Source organism: Nonomuraea typhae (assembly GCF_009760925.1).
In the GTDB taxonomy this organism is placed as follows: domain Bacteria; phylum Actinomycetota; class Actinomycetes; order Streptosporangiales; family Streptosporangiaceae; genus Nonomuraea; species Nonomuraea typhae.
In genome coordinates this window covers 1-18,529 of sequence record NZ_VRLV01000021.1, presented here as the reverse complement: position 1 = coordinate 18,529, position 18,529 = coordinate 1, and the positions used below count along the sequence as shown (strand labels likewise).

The 18,529-nt window shown below is 69.5% G+C and carries 23 protein-coding genes and 1 pseudogene; 11 read left to right on the top strand and 13 right to left on the bottom strand.

Annotated features, from left to right (window positions below):
• Window positions 1-616 precede the first annotated feature (616 nt).
• The 4 genes from FVE25_RS48250 to FVE25_RS48235 form a co-directional block, all read right to left on the bottom strand.
• Window positions 617-1,453, bottom strand: coding sequence for an alpha/beta fold hydrolase (locus tag FVE25_RS48250; protein ID WP_157254286.1), 837 nt, complete (start codon window positions 1,451-1,453; stop codon window positions 617-619).
• A complete protein-coding gene (locus FVE25_RS48245) occupies window positions 1,450-1,887 on the bottom strand; it encodes a MarR family winged helix-turn-helix transcriptional regulator (protein WP_157254285.1) in 438 nt (145 codons plus the stop codon). Before FVE25_RS48245 ends, FVE25_RS48250 begins: the two co-directional genes overlap by 4 nt.
• A 17-nt stretch (window positions 1,888-1,904) precedes the next feature.
• Window positions 1,905-2,201 carry a hypothetical protein gene (locus FVE25_RS48240; protein ID WP_157254284.1) on the bottom strand — a complete coding sequence of 99 codons (297 nt, stop codon included), beginning with the start codon at window positions 2,199-2,201 and terminating at the stop codon, window positions 1,905-1,907.
• Between the two features lie 456 nt (window positions 2,202-2,657).
• Window positions 2,658-3,548: an alpha/beta hydrolase gene (locus FVE25_RS48235; protein ID WP_157254283.1), complete on the bottom strand. Its 891-nt coding sequence runs from the start codon at window positions 3,546-3,548 to the stop codon at window positions 2,658-2,660.
• Between the two features lie 78 nt (window positions 3,549-3,626).
• Between FVE25_RS48235 and FVE25_RS48230 the strand changes: the two genes are divergently transcribed.
• The 5 genes from FVE25_RS48230 (at window position 3,627) to FVE25_RS48210 (ending at window position 7,744) form a co-directional block, all read left to right on the top strand.
• Window positions 3,627-4,328 (top strand): TetR family transcriptional regulator, encoded by a 702-nt coding sequence (locus tag FVE25_RS48230; RefSeq protein ID WP_157254282.1) that lies wholly within the window; start codon window positions 3,627-3,629, stop codon window positions 4,326-4,328.
• 281 nt (window positions 4,329-4,609) lie between these two features.
• Entirely contained in the window at window positions 4,610-5,578 is a 969-nt protein-coding gene (locus FVE25_RS48225; RefSeq protein ID WP_157254281.1) for an alpha/beta fold hydrolase, read from the top strand.
• A gap of 36 nt (window positions 5,579-5,614) precedes the next feature.
• Window positions 5,615-6,049 carry an SET domain-containing protein-lysine N-methyltransferase gene (locus FVE25_RS48220; RefSeq protein ID WP_157254280.1) on the top strand — a complete coding sequence of 145 codons (435 nt, stop codon included), beginning with the start codon at window positions 5,615-5,617 and terminating at the stop codon, window positions 6,047-6,049.
• Between the two features lie 92 nt (window positions 6,050-6,141).
• Window positions 6,142-6,549: a YciI family protein gene (locus FVE25_RS48215; protein WP_157254279.1), complete on the top strand. Its 408-nt coding sequence runs from the start codon at window positions 6,142-6,144 to the stop codon at window positions 6,547-6,549.
• A gap of 22 nt (window positions 6,550-6,571) precedes the next feature.
• Window positions 6,572-7,744 (top strand): RNA polymerase sigma factor, encoded by a 1,173-nt coding sequence (locus FVE25_RS48210; RefSeq protein ID WP_157254278.1) that lies wholly within the window; start codon window positions 6,572-6,574, stop codon window positions 7,742-7,744.
• 3 nt (window positions 7,745-7,747) lie between these two features.
• Here FVE25_RS48210 and FVE25_RS48205 read toward each other — a convergent pair whose 3' ends face one another.
• Together FVE25_RS48205 and FVE25_RS48200 are read right to left on the bottom strand one after the other, a co-directional pair.
• The gene (locus FVE25_RS48205) at window positions 7,748-8,518 is read right to left on the bottom strand and encodes an enoyl-CoA hydratase-related protein (protein ID WP_157254277.1); all 771 of its coding nucleotides are present in this window, start codon (window positions 8,516-8,518) and stop codon (window positions 7,748-7,750) included.
• Between the two features lie 81 nt (window positions 8,519-8,599).
• Window positions 8,600-9,037, bottom strand: coding sequence for an LLM class flavin-dependent oxidoreductase (locus FVE25_RS48200; RefSeq protein ID WP_157254276.1), 438 nt, complete (start codon window positions 9,035-9,037; stop codon window positions 8,600-8,602).
• Between the two features lie 60 nt (window positions 9,038-9,097).
• Here FVE25_RS48200 and FVE25_RS48195 point away from each other — a divergent pair, with 60 nt between their 5' ends.
• A complete protein-coding gene (locus FVE25_RS48195; RefSeq protein ID WP_157254275.1) occupies window positions 9,098-10,003 on the top strand; it encodes a LysR family transcriptional regulator in 906 nt (301 codons plus the stop codon).
• Between the two features lie 30 nt (window positions 10,004-10,033).
• On the opposite strand, the gene FVE25_RS48190 is transcribed toward FVE25_RS48195, so the two are convergent.
• The 4 genes from FVE25_RS48190 to FVE25_RS48175 all read right to left on the bottom strand — a co-directional run bounded on the left by FVE25_RS48190 (window position 10,034) and on the right by FVE25_RS48175 (window position 14,192).
• Window positions 10,034-10,828: an alpha/beta fold hydrolase gene (locus FVE25_RS48190; RefSeq protein ID WP_157254274.1), complete on the bottom strand. Its 795-nt coding sequence runs from the start codon at window positions 10,826-10,828 to the stop codon at window positions 10,034-10,036.
• Between the two features lie 114 nt (window positions 10,829-10,942).
• Window positions 10,943-11,299: a hypothetical protein gene (locus FVE25_RS48185; protein ID WP_157254273.1), complete on the bottom strand. Its 357-nt coding sequence runs from the start codon at window positions 11,297-11,299 to the stop codon at window positions 10,943-10,945.
• Between the two features lie 141 nt (window positions 11,300-11,440).
• Complete coding sequence (locus tag FVE25_RS48180) at window positions 11,441-13,144, bottom strand: S8 family peptidase (protein ID WP_246268672.1); 1,704 nt, start codon at window positions 13,142-13,144, stop codon at window positions 11,441-11,443.
• A gap of 91 nt (window positions 13,145-13,235) precedes the next feature.
• The gene (locus FVE25_RS48175) at window positions 13,236-14,192 is read right to left on the bottom strand and encodes a helix-turn-helix domain-containing protein (RefSeq protein ID WP_157254272.1); all 957 of its coding nucleotides are present in this window, start codon (window positions 14,190-14,192) and stop codon (window positions 13,236-13,238) included.
• Between the two features lie 121 nt (window positions 14,193-14,313).
• Here FVE25_RS48175 and FVE25_RS48170 point away from each other — a divergent pair, with 121 nt between their 5' ends.
• The 3 genes from FVE25_RS48170 to FVE25_RS48160 are packed head-to-tail and all read left to right on the top strand — an operon-like array spanning window position 14,314 to window position 15,605.
• Complete coding sequence (locus tag FVE25_RS48170; RefSeq protein ID WP_157254271.1) at window positions 14,314-14,658, top strand: hypothetical protein; 345 nt, start codon at window positions 14,314-14,316, stop codon at window positions 14,656-14,658.
• A gap of 23 nt (window positions 14,659-14,681) precedes the next feature.
• Window positions 14,682-15,053 (top strand): hypothetical protein, encoded by a 372-nt coding sequence (locus FVE25_RS48165; RefSeq protein WP_157254270.1) that lies wholly within the window; start codon window positions 14,682-14,684, stop codon window positions 15,051-15,053.
• 33 nt (window positions 15,054-15,086) lie between these two features.
• Entirely contained in the window at window positions 15,087-15,605 is a 519-nt protein-coding gene (locus FVE25_RS48160) for a CPBP family intramembrane glutamic endopeptidase (protein ID WP_157254269.1), read from the top strand.
• On the opposite strand, the gene FVE25_RS48155 is transcribed toward FVE25_RS48160, so the two are convergent.
• Window positions 15,590-16,222 carry a TetR/AcrR family transcriptional regulator gene (locus FVE25_RS48155; RefSeq protein ID WP_157254268.1) on the bottom strand — a complete coding sequence of 211 codons (633 nt, stop codon included), beginning with the start codon at window positions 16,220-16,222 and terminating at the stop codon, window positions 15,590-15,592. The two genes, FVE25_RS48160 and FVE25_RS48155, sit on opposite strands and share 16 nt — an antisense overlap.
• A gap of 77 nt (window positions 16,223-16,299) precedes the next feature.
• Here FVE25_RS48155 and FVE25_RS48150 point away from each other — a divergent pair, with 77 nt between their 5' ends.
• The gene (locus FVE25_RS48150; RefSeq protein ID WP_157254267.1) at window positions 16,300-16,476 is read left to right on the top strand and encodes a hypothetical protein; all 177 of its coding nucleotides are present in this window, start codon (window positions 16,300-16,302) and stop codon (window positions 16,474-16,476) included.
• Between the two features lie 82 nt (window positions 16,477-16,558).
• Window positions 16,559-17,491: a sigma-70 family RNA polymerase sigma factor gene (locus FVE25_RS48145; protein WP_157254266.1), complete on the top strand. Its 933-nt coding sequence runs from the start codon at window positions 16,559-16,561 to the stop codon at window positions 17,489-17,491.
• Window positions 17,492-17,545: 54 nt separating this feature from the next.
• Here the strand turns inward: FVE25_RS48145 and FVE25_RS48140 are convergent, their stop codons facing one another.
• Both FVE25_RS48140 and FVE25_RS48135 read right to left on the bottom strand, forming a co-directional pair.
• The gene (locus FVE25_RS48140; RefSeq protein WP_157254265.1) at window positions 17,546-18,298 is read right to left on the bottom strand and encodes an IclR family transcriptional regulator; all 753 of its coding nucleotides are present in this window, start codon (window positions 18,296-18,298) and stop codon (window positions 17,546-17,548) included.
• Window positions 18,299-18,341: 43 nt separating this feature from the next.
• Window positions 18,342-18,529 (bottom strand): annotated as a pseudogene (locus FVE25_RS48135) (SLC13 family permease); the annotation flags it as partial.

Here is an 18,529-nt window from a genome sequence, read left to right as displayed (position 1 = left end):
TCCTTTGGAAGGGATTGGATCTCCGACGCTAACACAGATGATCACCGGCCATAGCCGGGATTATGCGTGGCGCTCTCGATCCCGATCGGCGTGGCCATCAACATCTTCGTTCCCTCAGCCCTTGGCTGCACGCGAATCGCGGCTGGGAGCAGCAGGCATAGTCATTTCCCTCATCAGCTCCGCGTGGGCAGGAAACCCGACTTGGCGGGAAGAGCACTACTAAGCCTGACGCGGCGGGCTCCGCAGATTGCTCCCCGCGGGCTGCGCAGCCGCGGCAGCACCGCCCCTTCGCCAGTTGAGCTCAGCCAGAAATTGTGGGAGCGGACTTCCCTGAGGCATGGCCATCATCCCCTACTCGGCCTGGAGGCTGAATACGAGGCTCTTTAGGAAATGTCGCTGCGTGGAACTGCTTGCTGGGGTGGTGGTCGCGCTTGAGTGTAAGGGTCGCCGAGGGCTGACTAGTTGGGCGTGGATTGGCTAGCGTGATCTGACGACGCAGGGCGAGGATCTCGACGTGCTTGGCCCGATCGCTCATCGGCAGCAACCACAGCCCGGCAAAGGAGCCGGGCGTGGCACGCCGGCCGTTCTGGCCATCAGGATCCTGAGGGCCGGAGCCTCAGGAGAGGAACGCCAGTACCCGTCCGGCCACGACCGGGCCTGACTTCTCCTCCGGTCCGAAATGGTTGAGCCCAGCCAGGGTTTCGAGCGTGGCGCCGGGAAGGGTGGCACGCAGGGCGTCGAACTCGGCCCTGCTCGCGGGCAGGCTGCGTCCGCCGCAGAGGATCAGCACCGGTACGGTGACGGCGGCGAACTCGGCGAGCCGACCCTGCTGGGCCGCCACCTGCTCGTGCTCGGCCAGGCTGGCCGCGAGCAGCGGCCGCATCCGCTGCCATGCGGGTCCGCGGAAGCCGACCATCATCGCCAGCCGCAGGTACCAGTGGGGCATCTTGGTCAGGAAGGCCGGCGCGCCGCCGGAGCCTCGGATGAAGTGCACGAACGCGCCGTAGGGGTCGCCTGCTGCCAGCCGTTCCCGGTAGGGGGCCATCCAGCCGGTGGGGACGGGCGCGACAGGCACTCCCGGCTCGTAGACCGCGACGCGCTCGAACAACGGGAACCGCCGGGCGGTCTCCAGGACGACGAGGCCGCCGTAGCTGTGGCCGAACGCCAGCCGCGCACCGGTCTCCGCCTGGACGGCACGAAGGTCTGCGACTTCGCTGCTCAGGTCATAGTGGGGGCCCAGGGGACCGCTGGCGCCGCGCCCCCGCCTGTCGACCAGGTGCACCGTGTGGTCGCGGGCCAGCGCGGAACCCAGCGTCAGATAGTCGTCCGAGGTGCGCAGGGCACCGCCGAGCACGATGAGGCCGGGCCCTTCCCCCATCGTCTGATAGCTGATCGGTGTGCCATCCGCCGACATGACGGTGTGCCGGTGCGCCGGCGGGTTCAGGATCTTCACGTGGCTCTCCCCTTCTCCGCACGCTCAAACGTCTCCAGCAGCCGCGCGGTGTGCTCGGCATACTCGTCGTACGGCACGCCGCTGTGTTCCACGAGTACGGCCAGCCGTTCCTCGAAGTCCCGCTGGACCGAGACGACCAGCCGTTTGCCCTCGTCCGTGAGGCTCAGGCGCCGTCGGCGACCCCCGGCCGGGTCGGGCTGGACGTCGAGCAGTCCGTCGGCGGCCAGGACGGCGGTCATCCGGCTCACCGAGGGCTCGGTCACGCCGAGCGCGTCGGCGAGGGATCGTTGGGTCGAGGTGCCCAGTTCTCCCACCAGGGTCAGCGCCAGGAAGCGCTGGTAGGACACGTTGTGCTCCGCACGCAGGAGGCGGTCGGCCGCCCGGTCCAGGCGAGCGGTGAGCACGTGGAGGTTGAAACTCAGGTTGCGTTCCACCCCCTTAACTTAACATGCTAACTTAGAAAAGCAAGTTGCTGGTTGATCACCCGTACAGGCGGTCGCTGGGCGTGCCCGCTCACGACTTTGACCAGCACTGTTTCGTCGTCGGCCATGTCCGTCGCGCCGGCATCGCGGTACGGCGGCGCGGGCGCAGATCCGATCGTGACCATGCCTTCCGTCTGCTCAAGGGCCTGCGCCATCTGACGCTGGAGACAGGTGCGGCCGAAACCCTGCAGGCGCAGTGCCCCGGCACTCTCTACCTTGTCGGCGGTAAAAGACCAGTGGTCGAGCGATTTCGACGCTAAGCTCACCCCCCGCGGACCAGAGGGACACAACGGGTTCGGACGGATCGAGCACTCAGTCACCCCAATCCTCCCTTACCGTCACCACCACCATCACCGCAACGGCCGAGCCCGCCATGACACCTTCCTCGAATAGGGCATCTGAGCCGGCATCGACGCCACCACCAAAGGACAGCCCAAAGATTCTGCACAACGGAAACTTTGGCATCGAATACGTCAGAGAAAGTGCCTCCGACAGCAATGCTGCCTTCGATTTCGATGAATGGTACGGGAACAACGGGCTAAACTCTCAGGTGTCAGGGGCGGACATCAGCGTCACCGCCTCCACACATTCGGGAGAGAATGGAGCCCAAGTCCAGACCATTAAAGAAACTCCCGTCAGGCAAGTCCGCCACACTCGCTTTCACGGGAACCGTGTGGGAAAGCACCACCGGCTAGCCTCATCTGGTTTTTGGCCGTCCCCGATCACACTCTCGCCGATGCGCGGCGGTAGAAGTCGATCTGGTCGGCGACCACGCGATCCCGGAGCCCGGGGTCGGTGTAGAAGGTGAAGTGGGTGCCGGGGTAGCTGCGCAGTTCGCCGCGGGGAGCACGTTCGGCCAGCTCCCGGGTGGTTTCCAGCGGGGTCTCCCGGTCGTCGGCGGCGACGCAGACCAGCAACGGGCAGGTCAGGCGGGCTGCAGCCGCGGCGGGCCGGTAGCGCATCATCGTCAGCAGCCCTCTGGGCGCGACGCTGTTGCGCCACAAAGTCGAGCTCTGGCCGCCGGTCAGTGTCTCGATGTGGTGGTCGGCCTCGGGGGTGGCGGTTACGGCGAGTTCTCCCGGATGCCCGACCATCGGGATGTAATACGGCCGCAGGCCCAGCTTCCCCCGGATCGTGTCCCAGCCGATCGCGGCCAGCAGCCGCAGCGTGTCGCCGGTCGAGCGGCCCTCGACCTTCTTCGGGAAGCCGTTGAACGGAATCTGCGCCACCACGGCCGCGATCCGGGGATCGCCCGCGGCCACGGTGATGACGTGCGCGCCGCCCAGCGAGTTGCCCCACAGCAGCACCCTGTCGGGGTCGACCCGCTCATGCCCGCGGGCGAATTCCACGGCGGCACGAAGGTCGGCGAGTTGGCCGTCGATGTCGGGAAGCAGGCGAGGCTCGCCGTCGCTCTCGCCGAAGCTGCGGTAGTCGAAGACCAGCGCCGCGAAGCCCGCCGCGGCGAAGCGCTCGGCGTAGTCGAAGAGCCGGTCCATCGTCCCGCTGAAACCGTGGCACAGCACCACGCACGCCGCCGGTCCGGGATCATCGGGCAGATAGAGGTAACCGGCGCACCGGACGCCGTCGGCGGTGAAGGACACCGTCGTTCGCATACAGATCATCCCCACAGCACTAGACTGACCATCGGTAAGCAGCCTAGCGAATGAACTGACCGTAGGTAAGTGAGATCCATGACACCCCAGCGGATTCTGGAGGCGGCGCGCACCCTGTTCGCCGCCCGCGGCTACCGCGCCACCTCCATGCAGGCCATCGCCGACCAGGTGGGCATCACCAAGGCCGCCCTCTACTACCACTTCGACTCCAAGGAGGAGATCCTCCGCCGGCTCACCGTGCCGCTGCTGGACGAACTGGAGGAGGTCCTGGCCGGCGCCGAGTCGTGCGACGGCGCCGAGGAGGTGCGGTGGCGGGCGATCGAGGGCTACGTCGATGTGCACCTGCGCCACCGCCACACCCTCACCATGCTGGTCAAGGACATGACGCTGCTGGCGCAGGCTCCGATCGCCGACCGCTTCCGCGCCGCGATCGCCCTGGCCAACGAGTTGGTGGCCGGTCCCGGCCGCGGGCTGGAGGAGCGGGTGCGCGCCTGCCAGGTGGTCGCCGGGCTGGCCGATCCGGTGCTGCTGTTCCGCGACGAGCCGGCAGAACGGCTCAGGGAGCTGATCCTCGACGGCGCCAGGGCGCTGCTGGACGCCCCGCCCGCCCCCCGGGCGGTCGGACGCGCCCGCGGCCGCAACGGCGGGCGGCGCGCCATCCTCACCGAGGAGCAGATCGCACAGGCGCGTTCCCTGCACGCCGAAGGCCGTGGCGCCGAGGAGATAGCCACCCGTTTCGGCGTCTCCAGGGCGACCGTCTATCGCCATCTCAAAATCTAAAGATAGTGAGATTTGATTTTGAGACTGAGTGCCGAGCCTGAGACTTCATGGATCCTGCCGACCTTGGGCCAGTCCGAGTCGCCCCGAGGGTGACGGGCAGAGGTGCTGATCGACAACGGGGCCACGAGGTGGAACCGGAACACCACCTCCAGGTGTGAGTACGCGTCCGGCTCGAAGCGGATGCCGCCGAACGTGTGACGCAGAGCACCGCCGCCGGCGTCACAAACCCGCCGCCCGCCCCGTCCTGGCCGGTGACGGCTTCCCAACGACGAGGGACGATCATGGTTCATCTTGACGAGACCTCCCCAACCTCTCCCGACCGGCCGCTCCGGCGCCGCCGGCGCTGGCCGCGGTGGGTGGCGGCGACAGTCGTGCTGCTGGCGGCCGTGACGGTGTTCGGCGCGTACGGCTGGCAGCCGGCCGCCGTTGACGGCTACCGCTCGCCGTACGAAAGCAGCTATCTCGACACCCCCACGGCACGCTTCCACTACAGCAAGACGGGCAGCGGCTCGCCGGTGGTGCTGGTGGCGGGCGGCGCGCAGTGGCTCTACTCCTACCGCGACACGATCCCGGCGCTGGCCCGCGACCACACGGTCTACGCCGTTGACCTGCCCGGACAGGGATACACCACGGTGAAGGGCGATTTCGCCTACGACGTCCCCGCCATGGCCCGGGCGCTCGGCGCGTTCCTGGATGCGGCGGGGCTGTCCACCGTCTCCCTGGTCGGGCACTCCTGGGGCGGCGCCTGGTCGCTGTACTACGCCGAGCAGAACCCGGACCGCGTCGATCGGCTCGCGCTGCTCGACTCCCCCGGTCTGGACAAGCCGCTCGCCGCGCAGACGGCGTTGTTCTCCGTCCCCGTCGTCGGCGAGCTCGCGGTCAAGCTGATGGGCCGCGCCGATTTCGAGAAAAGCCTGCGCACCGCCTTCGCCCACCAGGACCGCGTCACCCCCGAGGTCGTGGACGAGACCTGGCACTGGATGTCGCGCCCGGACCGGCGAGAGGCGTTCGTCCGGCTCGTCCGGAGCCAGGATTACACCGCCACGGACGCCGGTCTCGCCCGGCTCCGCGCCCGCGCCCTCGTGATCTGGGGGCAAGCCGACCAGTGGCTGCCCGCGTCCTACGCGGAGGAGTACGGCAGGCGCATCCCCGGCGCCGCGGTGCACGTCGTCCCCGGCGCCGGCCACAACGTTCACGAGGACGCCCCCGAGCAGGTCAACCCGCTGCTCGCCGCCTTCCTCAAGCACTAGGAGCCAGATGCCTAATGCGGTGGTATAGGTGGATTGGTGCGATTCCAGGCGGTGACACCGCACCACCTCTCGGGTCTGTTCACGACCCCCGCTTCTTCGTCTGGCGCATGTTCACGAGGTCGGCATGATCGTCAACCTGGAGACGCCCTTGGCGTCCGCCTGCTGCTCGACCCCGCCCATCCAGTCCGCTACGGCAACCACTCCTGCGCGCCCACCCTCTGGCACCGCGGCGCGACCACCCTGATCGCCCGGCGCGACATCACCCCGGGCGAAGAACTGACCATCGACTACGCCACCCACACCGGCGTTGTGACGTGGTCGATGAACTGCCGCTGCGGCAGCAGCCTCTGCCGCAGCATCGTGACCGGGGACGACTGGCGACTCCCCCAGCTCCAAGCGGCCTACGGCACCCACTGGAGCCCGCCCCTGCTCGATCGCATCAAGAGCGCCGGCCGAAGAGCCAACGACTAGAATTATGTTCTTGAAGTCGAGGGCGTCGAAATCCCGGCCCCGGTTCCGTCCCCGCGGTGAACACCGGTACGTAGCTCACGAAGGAGAACACCATGGCCAAGTACCTGCTGCTCAAGCACTACCGGGGCGCCCCGGCAGCGGTCAACGACGTGCCGATGGACCAGTGGACGCCGGAGGAACTGACGGCCCACGTGCAGTACATGGAGGACTTCGCCGCCCAGCTCGAGGGCACCGGCGAGTTCGTCGACAGCCAGGCGCTCGCCCCGCAGGGGACGTTCGTGCGCTACGACGGCGAAGGGCGGCCGCCGGTCACCGACGGCCCGTTCGCGGAGACCAAGGACCTGATCGCCGGCTGGATGGTGATCGACGTCGAGACCTACGAGCGGGCGCTCGAACTGGCCGCGGAGTTGTCCGCGGCTCCGGGCGCGGGCGGGAAGCCGATCCACGAGTGGCTGGAGGTGCGGCCGTTCCTGGCGGAGCCGCCCACCATCACGGAGTGACCCCTTCGGGTAGTTTTCTGCCATGAACGTGCACACGGTGGCGGACGAGGCCCTGCTGCGGAGCCTGACCCCCACCGTGATCGGCATCCTCGTCCGTCGCGGAGCCGACTTCGCGGCGGCCGAAGACGCGGTGCAGGAGGCCCTGGTCGAGGGCGTGCGCGTGTGGCCGGACGACCCGCCGCGCGACCCTCAGGGCTGGCTGGTCACCGTGGCCTGGCGCAAGTTCCTCGACGCCGCCCGCGCCGACGCCTCCCGGCGGCAGCGCGAGGTACGCGTCGAGGCCGAGCCCCCGCCCGGCTCTGGGGAGGCGGTGGACGACACGCTCCAGCTGTACTTCCTGTGCGCGCACCCCTCCCTGACGCCGGCCTCGGCCGTCGCGCTCACGCTGCGCGCGGTCGGCGGCCTGACCACGCGTCAGATCGCGCGGGCCTACCTCGTGCCGGAAGCGACCATGGCTCAGCGGATCAGCCGCGCCAAGCGGACCATCTCGGGCGTGCGGTTCAACCAGCCCGGCGACCTCGCCACGGTACTGCGCGTGCTCTACCTGGTCTTCAACGAGGGCTACTCCGGCGACGTCGACCTCGCCGGCGAGGCGATCCGGCTCACTCGCCAGCTGACCGCCAAGACCAAGCACGAAGAGGTGGCGGGCCTGCTCGCGCTCATGCTGCTCCACCACGCCCGCCGTCCGGCGCGAACCACCCCCGACGGCAGGCTCGTCCCCCTCGCCGAGCAGGACCGCGGCCTGTGGGACACCCGCCTGATCACCGAGGGCGTCGCCGTACTCCAGGCCGCCCTCGCCCGCGACCGCCTGGGCGAGTTCCAGGCCCAGGCCGCCATCGCCGCCCTCCACGCCGACGCACGCACGGCCGAGGAGACCGACTGGGTGCAGATCGTCGAGTGGTACGACGAAGTCGTCCGCCTCACCGACAACCCGGTGGCCCGCCTCAACCGAGCCGTGGCGGTCGGCGAGGCCGACGGCCCGAGAGCCGGCCTGATCGCCCTGGCCCAACTCGACCCCGCCCTCCCCCGCCACGCCGCGGTCTCGGCCTACCTGCACGAACGTGACGGCGACCTGGCGAGCGCGGCACGGCTCTACGCCGAAGCCGCCCAAGCGGCGACCAGCCTCCCCGAACGCGACCACCTCACCCGCCAGGCCGCCCGGCTCAACACACGGCTGCGCCGTCAGCGCGAGTAGACGTCAGTCCTTCCATTCCGGCCGCCGTTTGTTCAGGAACGCCGCCATCCCTTCGCGGGCCGCCGCCGACTGCGAGGACTCGGCCATGACCTTGGTGGCGAGTTGGTAGGCGTCGGCCTGTGGCAGATGCAGTTGCCGGTTCAAGGTGCGCTTGCCGAGGGCCTTCGAGGCGCGGCTGCCGCGGGTGGCCCGGCTGAGCAGGTCGTCGACGGCGGCGTCGAGGTCCGCGGCCGGCACCACGTGGTTGACCAGCCCCCAGTCCAGAGCTTGCGCGGCGGTGATGGTGTCACCGGTGTAGGCCAGTTCGGCGGCGCGTTTGCGGCCGATGTTGCGGGCGATGGCGACCATCGGGGTGTGACAGAACCAGCCGCCCTTACCGCCGGGTGCGGCGAATCCGGCGGAATCGGCGGCGACGGCGAGATCGCAGGTGGCGACCAGCTGGCAGCCCGCCGCGGTGGCCAGGCCGTGGACGCGGGCGATGACCGGTTGCGGTACGGATTCGATCAGCTCCATGAGGTGGAGGCAGGTGTCCAGCAGGGTGCGTACCGCGGCCTCGTCGGCTTCCGCGACGTCGGCGAAGTCGTGACCGGCGCTGAAGACGGGGCCGGCTCCGGCCAGGATGATTCCCGCGGCGTCGCTGTCGCCCGCGGCGCCGAACGCGGTAGTCAGGTCGTGCAGGTGGGCCAGCGACAGGGCGTTGCGTCGCTGGGGCCGATTCATCGTGATCGTCACGAAGTCGGCGTCGCGGGTGACCAGTACATGTTCGAGGTTCATGGGTGAGCTCCCAGGGGTTCCGCAGGCCGTGTGGCCGATGCCGGCCACTAGCGGATTGTTCCCCAGGAGGAAAGGGCCTTCTCATCTCGCCGGGCCGTCCCGGATCACGCCGCGGACGACCGCCGGCCGTACACCCGGCTCGAACTCCGGCAGCCACCAGGTCGCGCCGGCTTTCGCGTACGGCTCGGGGTCGGCGGTCAGCGGCAGGCCGACGGCGACGTCGTAGGAGGCCATGTCGCCGTGGCGCAGGCCGGTGAGGGTGGCGACGGCTTCGGCGAGCTGGTCGGGGTGGTCGAGGTTGGCCGGGAAGAAGCCGTCGAGCCGGGCGGCCCGGTGGACCGGCTTGACGTTGCCGGGGAATCCGGCGGCCCACACGGGCACGCCGGGCCGCTGCACCGGCCGCGGCAGGAAGGTCAGGTCGTCGACGGTGTAGTGCTCGCCGTGATGGCGCACCGGCTCGCCGGACCAGGCGGCGGACAGGATGCCAGGGACTCGGAACGCTAAGCCGCCCGACTCCATCGTGAAAAGCGATTATTTTCGATCGATGCGATCGCTAGAAGCGATGCTAGGTTGGGAGTCGTGACCGACATCGAACTGCGCCACCTGGCCGCCATGGCCGCCATCGCCGAGGAAGGGTCGTTCGGGCGGGCGGCCGCCCGGCTCGGATACACCCAGTCGACGGTGAGCCAGCAGATCGCCGCGCTGGAGAGGACCGTCGGCGGCCTGGTGTTCGACCGGCCGGGCGGTCCCAAGTCGGTCCGGCTCACCCCGCTCGGCGCCGTGGTCCTCGACCACGGCCGTGACCTGCTGGCGAAGGCGGAGGCGCTGGCCGAGGCCGTGGAGCGGTTCAAGGCGGGAGACGGCCGGATCGACATCGGCACGTTTCAGAGTGTGTCCAACGTCATCCTGCCCTCGGTCGTACGGCGGCTGCGGGACGAGCACCCGGGCTGCGACATCAGGTTGTCCGAGGAGGAACCCGACCAGCCGCAGCTCGGCGACCTCGACCTGCTGTTCTACGACGGCCCCGTCGACGGCGACGTCGAGCGACTCAAGCTGCTCGACGATCCCTACCTGCTGGTGGCCGGCGCCGGAGCCTTCCCCGACGGCCCGGTCCCGCTGGAGCTGCTCGACGGCGCGCCGATGGTGGCCTGGCCGCTGATCTGCTCCCAGCCCGGGATGGAGCAGGCCATCGCCCGGAGCGGCGCCCGTCCGCAGATCGTGTTCCGCTCGGCGGTCAACGACACCTTGTTGTCGATGGTGCGCGCCGGCCTGGGATCGGCGGTGCTGCCCTGGCTCGCCATCCGCGGCGCCGGCGTCCAGGCCGACGACAGGCTCCGCGTCCACGAGTTGCGGCCGTCCCCGCCGCCGCGGGAGATCTATCTGCACTGGCGGGCCGGCCGTACCCACTCACCGCTTGCGGGCCGAGCCATCGACATCGCCGTCGAGGTCGCGGCCGAGCTCGCGCAACCGCCGGCCAGTGCGTGACGCGTGCCCTCAGCCGGCTTCCCCTGCGGGTTACTCGGCGTCGGGGTGTCGGCTCCCGAGGAAGTCGAGCACGTGCGGCAGCACCTGGCCCGGCTGAACCAGCCAGTCCATGTGCCCGCCCGGCACCTCCACCAGCCGGCTGCCCGTGATGCCCGCGTGCAGCGCCCGCGACCCCTCCACCGGAATCGCCTGATCGTCCGCGAGCCCGACGACCAGGGTCGGCGCCTCGATCTTCCCCAGCAGCGGCCGGATGTCCAGCCCGATCGACAGTGCGAGCTGCCGCCCGGTGCCCGGAGCCCAGTCGTCCTTCAGCGACTGCGCCAGCCCCTCGTGCCCGAAGGCGTCAAGCAGCGCCGGGCTGAACGCCTGCAACGTGCCGAACCGCTTGAACGTCTCAGGGTCGGCCGCGAGCAGATCGCGCCAAAGCGTGAAGTTGAACCTGTCACGCGGGCCCGTCGTCGTGGCCGTGCCCCCGACCAGGACCAGCTTGCGCACCAGGTCGGGACGCTCGGCCGCGACCGCCGCCGACACGACCGCGCCGAGCGAGAATCCGAGCACATCCACCCTGCCCTTGCCGGACGCCTCGATGGCGGCGATCACCTGGGCGGAGAGCAGGTCCAGCGTCAGCTCGCCGCCGTCGTCGGTGGTCTGGCCGCTGCCGCTGAGGTCCGGCCGGATGACCGTCCCGCCGAACTCACCGGCGATGTTGCCGAACGTCTTGGCGGCGCCCCCGCCCACGCCGTGCACCAGCACCAGGCCGGGCCCGGTGCCCTCGATCTCGTAGTGGACGACGCTGTCGTGGCGCGGAACCGGAGTTGAAGTCATGTCCACGCTAACCGCGGCGGGACAAGCACACTTCCTCGGTACGGCTCGGCCCTTCGTCCTAGTCCGGAAGCCCTCGGGCCGAAGACGGAAGGCCCTCGGCCCGGCGCCGGACCGTCAGGAGCACTCCCTGGAGACCACCTTCCCGGTCCTCTCGTTGACGCAGGTCTTGCAGAAGCGATTCGGCTTGGTCTGGGTCGGTGACGCCGCCCATGTGCAGTCGATCGTGTCCGCGTCTTCCTTTCCCTTCCACTCGCAGTACTTCTTCTTCCAGCCGCCGCCCTTCTTCTTCTTTTGCTTGCAGTACAGGCACTTCTGGCCGTCCTTCTCCCACCACTGGCAGTTCGGTGCGTGTGCGAATGCCTGGCTGCAGGGCGCGGCGCTGACTTTGGCGGCTTGTACCGGCGCGTCCGTCGAAGGGAAGAGTGCGACGGCGACCACCAGGGCGCTTACAGCGGACGCTTCTTTAAGCATAAGATCCTCCCGCTGTTTCTCCGTTCTTTTGTTTCTCTCATCCTGACTCGCCGCCGCAGGCAAACGTCAAGCGCCACAAACCTTCTATTCGGGTATTTTTACCCGGCCGGAGCGCGAAACAGCGCCCCGGCCGGGATTGTTTCAGCGGACCGCTCTGAGCGCGTCGACGAGACCGGCGCCGTAGAAGCCGTTACCGCCCCGGTTTCCCTCGCACAGGTGCGTGGCCGTCACCGTGGTCCCGTTGGGGAGGTGCCGGGTGTAGGTGAAAGCGGGCGGCGTCGGGCAAGGGGTCTTGGTCGCCGTGCCCTTCAACACCTTTTCCACGATCGCGGGAGCCAGCGTCTTGCCGCCGTGCCGGGGGTCGCGGTGACCGTACCTGCTGACGATCAGCGCGGCCACGCCGGCGGTGCGCGGCGAGGCCATCGAGGTGCCCTGCAGGTACTGGTAGTAGGCGCACGTGGTGCCCCTGCAGTCCCTGACCACGTAGTCCACGTTGGGCGTGCCGTCGGGGTTCAGTTCGCCGTTCTCCCTGGCCAGCTGCTCGGGGTAGGCCGACAGCGTGGCCTTGGTGACGTCGCGGGTGTTGGCCGGGGTGTCGTAGACGTCACCGCCGGGCGCCGACACGTCGATGTATCCGTTGCCGAAGGTGGAGAAGTACGACTTGCGCTTGCTGATGCCCAGAGCCGACACGGCGATCACATGGTTGCCCTCCCCCGGCAGATGGACGCAGCTCGGCGGGACGGTCCGCGAGTACGGCGCCTCGCCGGGCTCGCTGGCGAAGTCGGGGCTGGTGGTGTCCACGAAGGTCTTGGTGAAGTCGGCGCCCTGGTTGCCGGCCGCCGCCACCAACGTGACCCCGCGCCGGTGGGCGTAGTCCAGGGCCCGCTGGGTCGCCTTGATGATCACGCCCTGCTCGGCCCGGTTCTCCGGGGAGTCGGCCGGGTTGTCCGTGCAGTTGAACAGCCACGGATCGATGTAGTAGCTCATGTTGACCACGTCGATGCCGTGGTCGCCGGCGAACGTCAGCGCGTCCACGCTGGGCTGCAGGAAGAAGTACCCCGAGTCCTGCCCGGCGCGCAGGTTCACCAGCGTCACCTTGGGCGCCACGCCCGCGATGCCCAGCCGGTTGATCGGCGAGCCGATGGACGAGGCCACGTGCGTGCCGTGCCCGTTCTCGTCGACGTTGGCCGCGTCCTCACAGGAACGGTCGGCCTCGGCCTCGCACGGCCCGTCGACCGGCGCCCCGTTGGCGTCGGCCGGGATGTCGGTGGTGAAGTTGCGGCTGAGCGCGGCGTTGAAGTTGGGCGCGATGTCCGGATGGGTGCCGTCCACCCCGGTGTCCAGGATCGCCACGGTGACTCCGCGGCTCCCCTGGTCGTATCGGTAGGATCCGTCCGCGGTCGCGTGGATCTGCTTCATGTCCCACTGCAGCTCGGCCAGCGGCTCGGCGTCCGGCCGCGGCTTTCCGGCCGTTCCCCGGGCGCCTCCGGCCTCTCGCCCCTCCTTCTCCACGGCGTCGGTACGGCGGGCCGTACCCGTGGCCTTTGCCAGGGGCGGCGCCTGCCCGATGACCCGGTTCCCGGCGACTCCCTCGATCGCCCCGTCCTTCGCCAGCGCGGCGGCGAAGTCCGCCCGCCCGGTCCGCACGGTGGCCAGGCCGACCGCCGTGTTCTCCTTGAGGACGACGCCGCCCGCCGCCTCGACCGCCTGCCGTCCGCCGGTGGCGCCCTCCTTGTACAGCACCACGTATTCGGTTTCCTGGCCTTGCGGCTGAGCTTGCACCGGTGAGGTCAGGGCGGCGCCGACGAGTAAGGCGACTGCCGAGACCATGATGACGCGTTTCACGCAAACCTCCCGTGTGACGGAAAGAGCTCGCCGTCAATGTGAAGGTCGTTTTCCGGTTCGGCTAGCTTTGCGGGGATTCGTGACTGGCTCGTTATGAGGGTGTTGAGGGTGACGGAACACCGCCAGGAACCCCGATCATCGCGGCGCCCAGAGCCGTCACGGCGTGGTGGACGGTCTTCCCCGCACGTTCCGTGGTGATCAGCTCGGATTCACGCAGCACGCCTGCCTGCCTGGAGGCGGCGGCGGGCGAGAGGCCGAGCTCGCGGGCGAGTTCGCCGGTGGTGATGGCCGGGTTGGCGGCGATGGTGACCAGCGCCGCCGCCCGCTGGGGCCCCAGAAGGTTGGCGAGCGCCCGAGGGGGACGTCCCTGGCGCAGGTCCCGCCCGGCGGGAACGTGCACGACGAGGTGGCCGAGGTGCTTGACGCAGACGGCCGGCCGTACGGCGAGCGAAGTGGGCTGGATGAGCAGGATCCGGCCGTCCAGGTCGAGGTCGCCGTCGCTGACGGTCCCGACGGAGACGCTCGTGTGATCGGCGCTGATGGCCGGGTGCAGGGTGTTGAGCGCGCCGGTCACGCCGAGGCGGGCGATCCGCCCGCCGATCTCGGCGCCCGCGGCGCTCACCGCCGAGGCGATGCGGCTCTCCCAGGGGACGATGGCGGCGGCGCTGAAGGCGGCGACGGCGTCGTTGAGCGCGGCGAGCGCGACCGGGCTGCCGTCTGCCAAAGCCATGATGTACGGCGTGGCGAACCGCCGGCGGAGCATGCGATCGGCGTAGTGAGCCGCGGACTCGTCGCTGACGGTGAGATCGGTTTCGGCGTGACCGCAGTAGAAGTCCGGGAGGGTGTGCAACGTCCGGCACAGGGTGGTGAGGGGAAGAACGCCCCTGCCCAGGCCGCCGAGCGCACCGCGCCGCCATTCGGCCAGCCGGCCCGCGGGAGCGCGCCCGGCGACCAGGGCGGCACCCAGGAGCAACTCGTTGCGCAGGTCGGCCCGCGCGCTCACGCGCACGTTCCCGAGGTCGCCTTGGGACAGGTGGATGCGGATCACGCCGTCACCCTCTCATCGAGATCATTTGCGGCACAACGCAAAGGATGGGCGGCGCCAGAAGTGCTTCCTAGGGTGAGCCGCGAGGATTCGACAGGAAAGGCCATCGATGAAACTTCGCCGTGTGGCTGCGGCCTTGACGTTCGCAGCCGTCCTGGTGGCCGGCGCCTCGGCCCCCGCGCAGGCGGGCCCCGATCTGCCGTACTGCAAATCCGGCTTCTGGTGCGCCTACAACTGGGGGTACGGCTACGGCCCCATGAGTGAGGGCAACTGGACCGGCGACGTCGAGTTCAGCGGAATCATCAACAACGGCAACTACGACCCCTGGCGGGACCACATCCAGGTCGGCTATGTGAAGGACGGCCAATGGCACTCCCGCTGCCTGCACTACAACCCGGGCCCCGGCGAGTGGCAGTTCGAACCCGGCATCGCCCGTTTGAGGTCGGTCACCTGGCGCGGCGAATGCTGAACCCCGACCACGAAAGGATCCCCATGCGCCGTTCTCTCACCATGGCCGCGGTCATGGCCGCCACCCTTCTGTCCGCCACCGCCCCGGCGTCGGCCAGCGGCAACGTGCCCAACTGCCCGGCCGGAAACTGGTGCGCCTATGACACGCCCTACAGCGTCATCCGCAAATCGGAAGGGAACTGGTCGGGCGCGCAGTCTTTCCGCTACCTGGTCAACAACGGCAACCGCGATCCGGGACAGGACCACATTCAGGTGGTGTGGTACACGGGCAGCACGCGGCACAGCACCTGTCTTCACTACTACTACGACGGAAGCAAGGAGAATTTCTCCCTTGATGACGAGGTGCCGAACGGCGGCGGCTGGGTGCAGAGCGTGACGTGGCGCGGCGAGTGCTAGAACCTCTGCGACCGCGGTACTAGTCCCGGGAGCATGCGGTTCCGATCGGGGGTGGATGGCCCGGACCAGGCTTTCGGGAAGGCTGGGCTCGTCGTCACCCGCGAGGGGTACTCCCGCGAGGGCTGGCGGCGGCTCGGGCTGGGACGGCTCGGCCTGCGGACGTGGCCGGTCGCGGCCGTCACCACCGCCGGGGTCTGCCTGCTCGCCACCACGGCCGCCGTCGTGCTCGGCTTCGAGCGGTTCTCCGTCCAGGGCGACTGGCCGCAATCGGTGCTCGCCGTCTGCGTCACCGGCCCGATCCTGGCGTTCGCCGAAGAGGTCGGCTGGCGCGGCTACCTGCAGCCGCGGCTGGCGTTCCTGCCAGAGCAGCACGGCCAGCGCCAGATCCAGCCGCCGGGGATGCCGGCGTGCCCACTGGTCGATCCGGGCGGCGAGGAAGGGCCGCTGTCTCACCACGTCTCCCGACCGGCCGTGACCCCCGAACCGGCCGTCAGCCAACCTACCCGCCGAAGCGGCCGGACGGCGGCGGAGCCGGTTCACCGGACCGCGTAGCTCCCGAACGACGGCTCCATGAGCGCGAACACCTCGCGCCCGGACGCCGCCACGATCTCGGCGATCCGCGCGTTGTCCACCCCTTCCAGCGTGAGCTCCATGATCTGCTGAAGCAAGATCCGGTACGGCACGGCGAGCTGGGCCGCCACCGCCCGGGGCACGGCTCCCTCATCGCCCGTTTCCGCCGCGAGCACGCGGGCGAGCGCCTCCTCCCGCTGCTCCATCAGCTCGCGCAGGCGGGCCACGAGCGTCGGCGACCGCACGATCATCTCCGCGAACCCGCCGCGGGTGAAGCCGAGCATCGGGTCCTGCCGCTCGGCCGCCTCCAGGAAGACCCTCTCGAGCGCGGCCAGGGCGGACTCGCCCGGCTGCCTGCCGGCCACGATGCCGGCCAGGGTGGCCACGAACTCCTCGTGGTGGTCGAAGGCCAGGTCTTCCTTGCGGGCGAAGTAGTTCGTGACGGTCTTCTTGGCCACCCGCGCGGCCTCGGCGATCTCGGCGATCGTCGTCACCTCGAAGCCCCGCTCGATGAACAGGCGGGTGGCCTGGTCGGAGATCTCCTGGCGGGTCTCCCGCTTCTTCAGCTCCCTCAGGCCGAGCATTTTTACGTCCGACATAAATTTCCTCTTGACGAGTTGATGACTCTGACCTAATCTTACCATCGTCGCAAGTTTCGCACAGCTGAAGGGTTCGCATGCAAGAGTCAATCCCGATCAAACTGCCCACCTCCATCACCGGCGCCACCACCACCCGTCTCGACGGCCCGCGGTCACCGCGCCGCTCCGCCGTACCGGCTCGTGACCTGAGCCCTGCGGCCCGGCCGTACCTCACGCGGCGATCCACCGCGGTCCCGCGCCGCGCCTCGTACTGACCCCCGCCCACCAGGAGCCGAACTGACCGTCACCCGCACCACCGCCGCCCGCCGCACGTCCGCTCACCACCGGGAGGTCCCCATGGCAGCCACCACCACGACCGCGACGACCGACCCGGTCAAGGACTACCTCAAGCAGATCGGCAAGATCCGGCTGCTCGACGCCCAGCAGGAGGTGGCGCTCGGCGAGCGCATCGAAGCCGGGCTGTTCGCCCAGGAACGCCTCGACCACGAGCGCGACGCCCTGTCCCCGCAGGACCGCGCCGACCTGGAGTGGATCGCCGCCCACGGCCGCCTGGCCAAGGACCAGATGATCGAGGCCAACCTGCGCCTGGTCGTCTCGATCGCCAAGCGCCAGGCCGGACGCGGCCTGCCCCTGCTCGACCTCATCCAGGAGGGCAACACGGGGCTGATGCGGGCGGTGGAGAAGTTCGACCACAAGCTGGGGCTGAAGTTCTCCACCTACGCCACCTGGTGGATCAAGCAGGCGATCGGCCGGGCGCTGGCCGACCAGTCCCGCACGATCCGCATCCCGGTCCACATGAACGAGCTGATCAACAAGGTGAGCCGGGCACAGCGCGAGCTGTTCCAGTCACTCGGCCGCGAACCCTCCGACGAGGAGATCGCCCTCCGCGCGGAGCTGACCGCCGAGAAGGTCAAGGAGATCAAGGGCTACGCCCGCACGCCGGTCTCCCTGAGCACCCAGCTCGGCGACGAGGGCGACACCGAACTCGGCGACCTCATCGAGGACGCCGAAGCCGGCGACCCCACGGACATCATCGGCCACGAGCTGCTGCGCGAACAGCTCCGGGAGATCCTGGGCAACCTCACCGAGCGCGAGGCGGGCGTCATCGCCCTGAGGTACGGCCTGGCGGACGGCGAGCCGAAGACCCTGGACGAGATCGGCAAGGTGTACGGGGTCACCCGGGAACGCATCCGGCAGATCGAGGCCAAGACGATGAGCAAACTGCGGCACCCGAGCCGTGCCATGCCGCTGCGGGACTTCCTCAACTGAGGCCGATCACCACGGACGGGCCCGGCGGCCTCGAAACAGGCACGTCAGCCGGGGTCAGACGATCTCCGCCAGCAGCCGGGGTACCGCCGCCTGCAGCTGCGCCACGATGATCTCGGTCGCCTCGGCGCCGATGCGCCCCTGCGGACCCGACACGGAGATCGCCGACAGCGTGGGCGCACCGGCGACCGACACGGCCACGCACCGCACCCCGGCCTCCTGCTCGGCATCGTCCACGCAGTAGCCCCGCCGCCTGATGCCGTCCAGGTCGGCCATGAGCCGGTCGGGGTCGGTGATGGTGTTGGGGGTCTGCGCCGGCATGCCCGCGCGCTCGACGATCGCCCGCGCGTCCTCGGGCGGGAGCTGAGCGAGCAGGGCCTTGCCCACGCCGGTGCAGTGAAGGTAGACCCGGCGGCCTACCTCGGTGAACATGCGCACCGAGTGGGTCGAGGGGACCTGCGCGACGTACACGGCCCGGTCCGCTTCCATCACCGCCATGTTGGCGGTCTCGCCGACCACGTCGACGAGGTCGGCGAGGATCGGCCGGGCCCAGGTGGCGAACATGCCGGAGGCGGTCTCACCGAGCCGGATCAGGCGTGGTCCCAGCGCGTAGCCGCGCGAGGGAAGCTGCCGGACATAGCCGGACGCCATGAGGGTCCGCATGATGCGGTGGATGGTCGGCAGCGGCAGCCCGGACAGGGCCGACAGGCGGCTGAGCGGTAACTCGCCGCCTGCTTCGGCCATCAGTTCCAGCAGCCCGAACGCTCGTTCCAGCGACTGCACGCCGTTGCTCGAGCGCGGTTCCGACATGTCCGCCGTCTCCAAGGGCCGATGGGCGTTGACGACGCCTCGTCTAGGACCACTGGGGAGCCAGGAAGAGCAGCCACGTGAGCAGGGGCGCCAAGACGATCATACTGAATCCCCATCGCATGAGGCCGCGGAAGATGTAGTCCCGCTCGCTCTCCTGGGAGTTGGCGACGACGAGGGCGCCGCTGGTGGAGAAGGGTGAGGAGTCGACGACCGAGGACGACAGGGACAGCG

Bases quoted from the DNA above. Each gene is read 5' to 3' on its own strand.
- FVE25_RS48205 (WP_157254277.1), bottom strand. From the start codon at position 8,518: ATGAACCTCGAACATGTACTGGTCACCCGCGACGCCGACTTCGTGACG.
- FVE25_RS48235 (WP_157254283.1), bottom strand. From the start codon at position 3,548: ATGCGAACGACGGTGTCCTTCACCGCCGACGGCGTCCGGTGCGCCGGT.
- FVE25_RS48215 (WP_157254279.1), top strand. From the start codon at position 6,142: ATGGCCAAGTACCTGCTGCTCAAGCACTACCGGGGCGCCCCGGCAGCG.
- FVE25_RS48140 (WP_157254265.1), bottom strand. From the start codon at position 18,298: ATGTCGGAACCGCGCTCGAGCAACGGCGTGCAGTCGCTGGAACGAGCG.
- FVE25_RS48165 (WP_157254270.1), top strand. From the start codon at position 14,682: ATGCGCCGTTCTCTCACCATGGCCGCGGTCATGGCCGCCACCCTTCTG.
- FVE25_RS48185 (WP_157254273.1), bottom strand. From the start codon at position 11,299: ATGCTTAAAGAAGCGTCCGCTGTAAGCGCCCTGGTGGTCGCCGTCGCA.
- FVE25_RS48155 (WP_157254268.1), bottom strand. From the start codon at position 16,222: ATGTCGGACGTAAAAATGCTCGGCCTGAGGGAGCTGAAGAAGCGGGAG.
- FVE25_RS48160 (WP_157254269.1), top strand. From the start codon at position 15,087: ATGCGGTTCCGATCGGGGGTGGATGGCCCGGACCAGGCTTTCGGGAAG.
- FVE25_RS48145 (WP_157254266.1), top strand. From the start codon at position 16,559: ATGGCAGCCACCACCACGACCGCGACGACCGACCCGGTCAAGGACTAC.
- FVE25_RS48190 (WP_157254274.1), bottom strand. From the start codon at position 10,828: ATGACTTCAACTCCGGTTCCGCGCCACGACAGCGTCGTCCACTACGAG.
- FVE25_RS48210 (WP_157254278.1), top strand. From the start codon at position 6,572: ATGAACGTGCACACGGTGGCGGACGAGGCCCTGCTGCGGAGCCTGACC.
- FVE25_RS48225 (WP_157254281.1), top strand. From the start codon at position 4,610: ATGGTTCATCTTGACGAGACCTCCCCAACCTCTCCCGACCGGCCGCTC.
- FVE25_RS48150 (WP_157254267.1), top strand. From the start codon at position 16,300: ATGCAAGAGTCAATCCCGATCAAACTGCCCACCTCCATCACCGGCGCC.
- FVE25_RS48230 (WP_157254282.1), top strand. From the start codon at position 3,627: ATGACACCCCAGCGGATTCTGGAGGCGGCGCGCACCCTGTTCGCCGCC.
- FVE25_RS48200 (WP_157254276.1), bottom strand. From the start codon at position 9,037: ATGGAGTCGGGCGGCTTAGCGTTCCGAGTCCCTGGCATCCTGTCCGCC.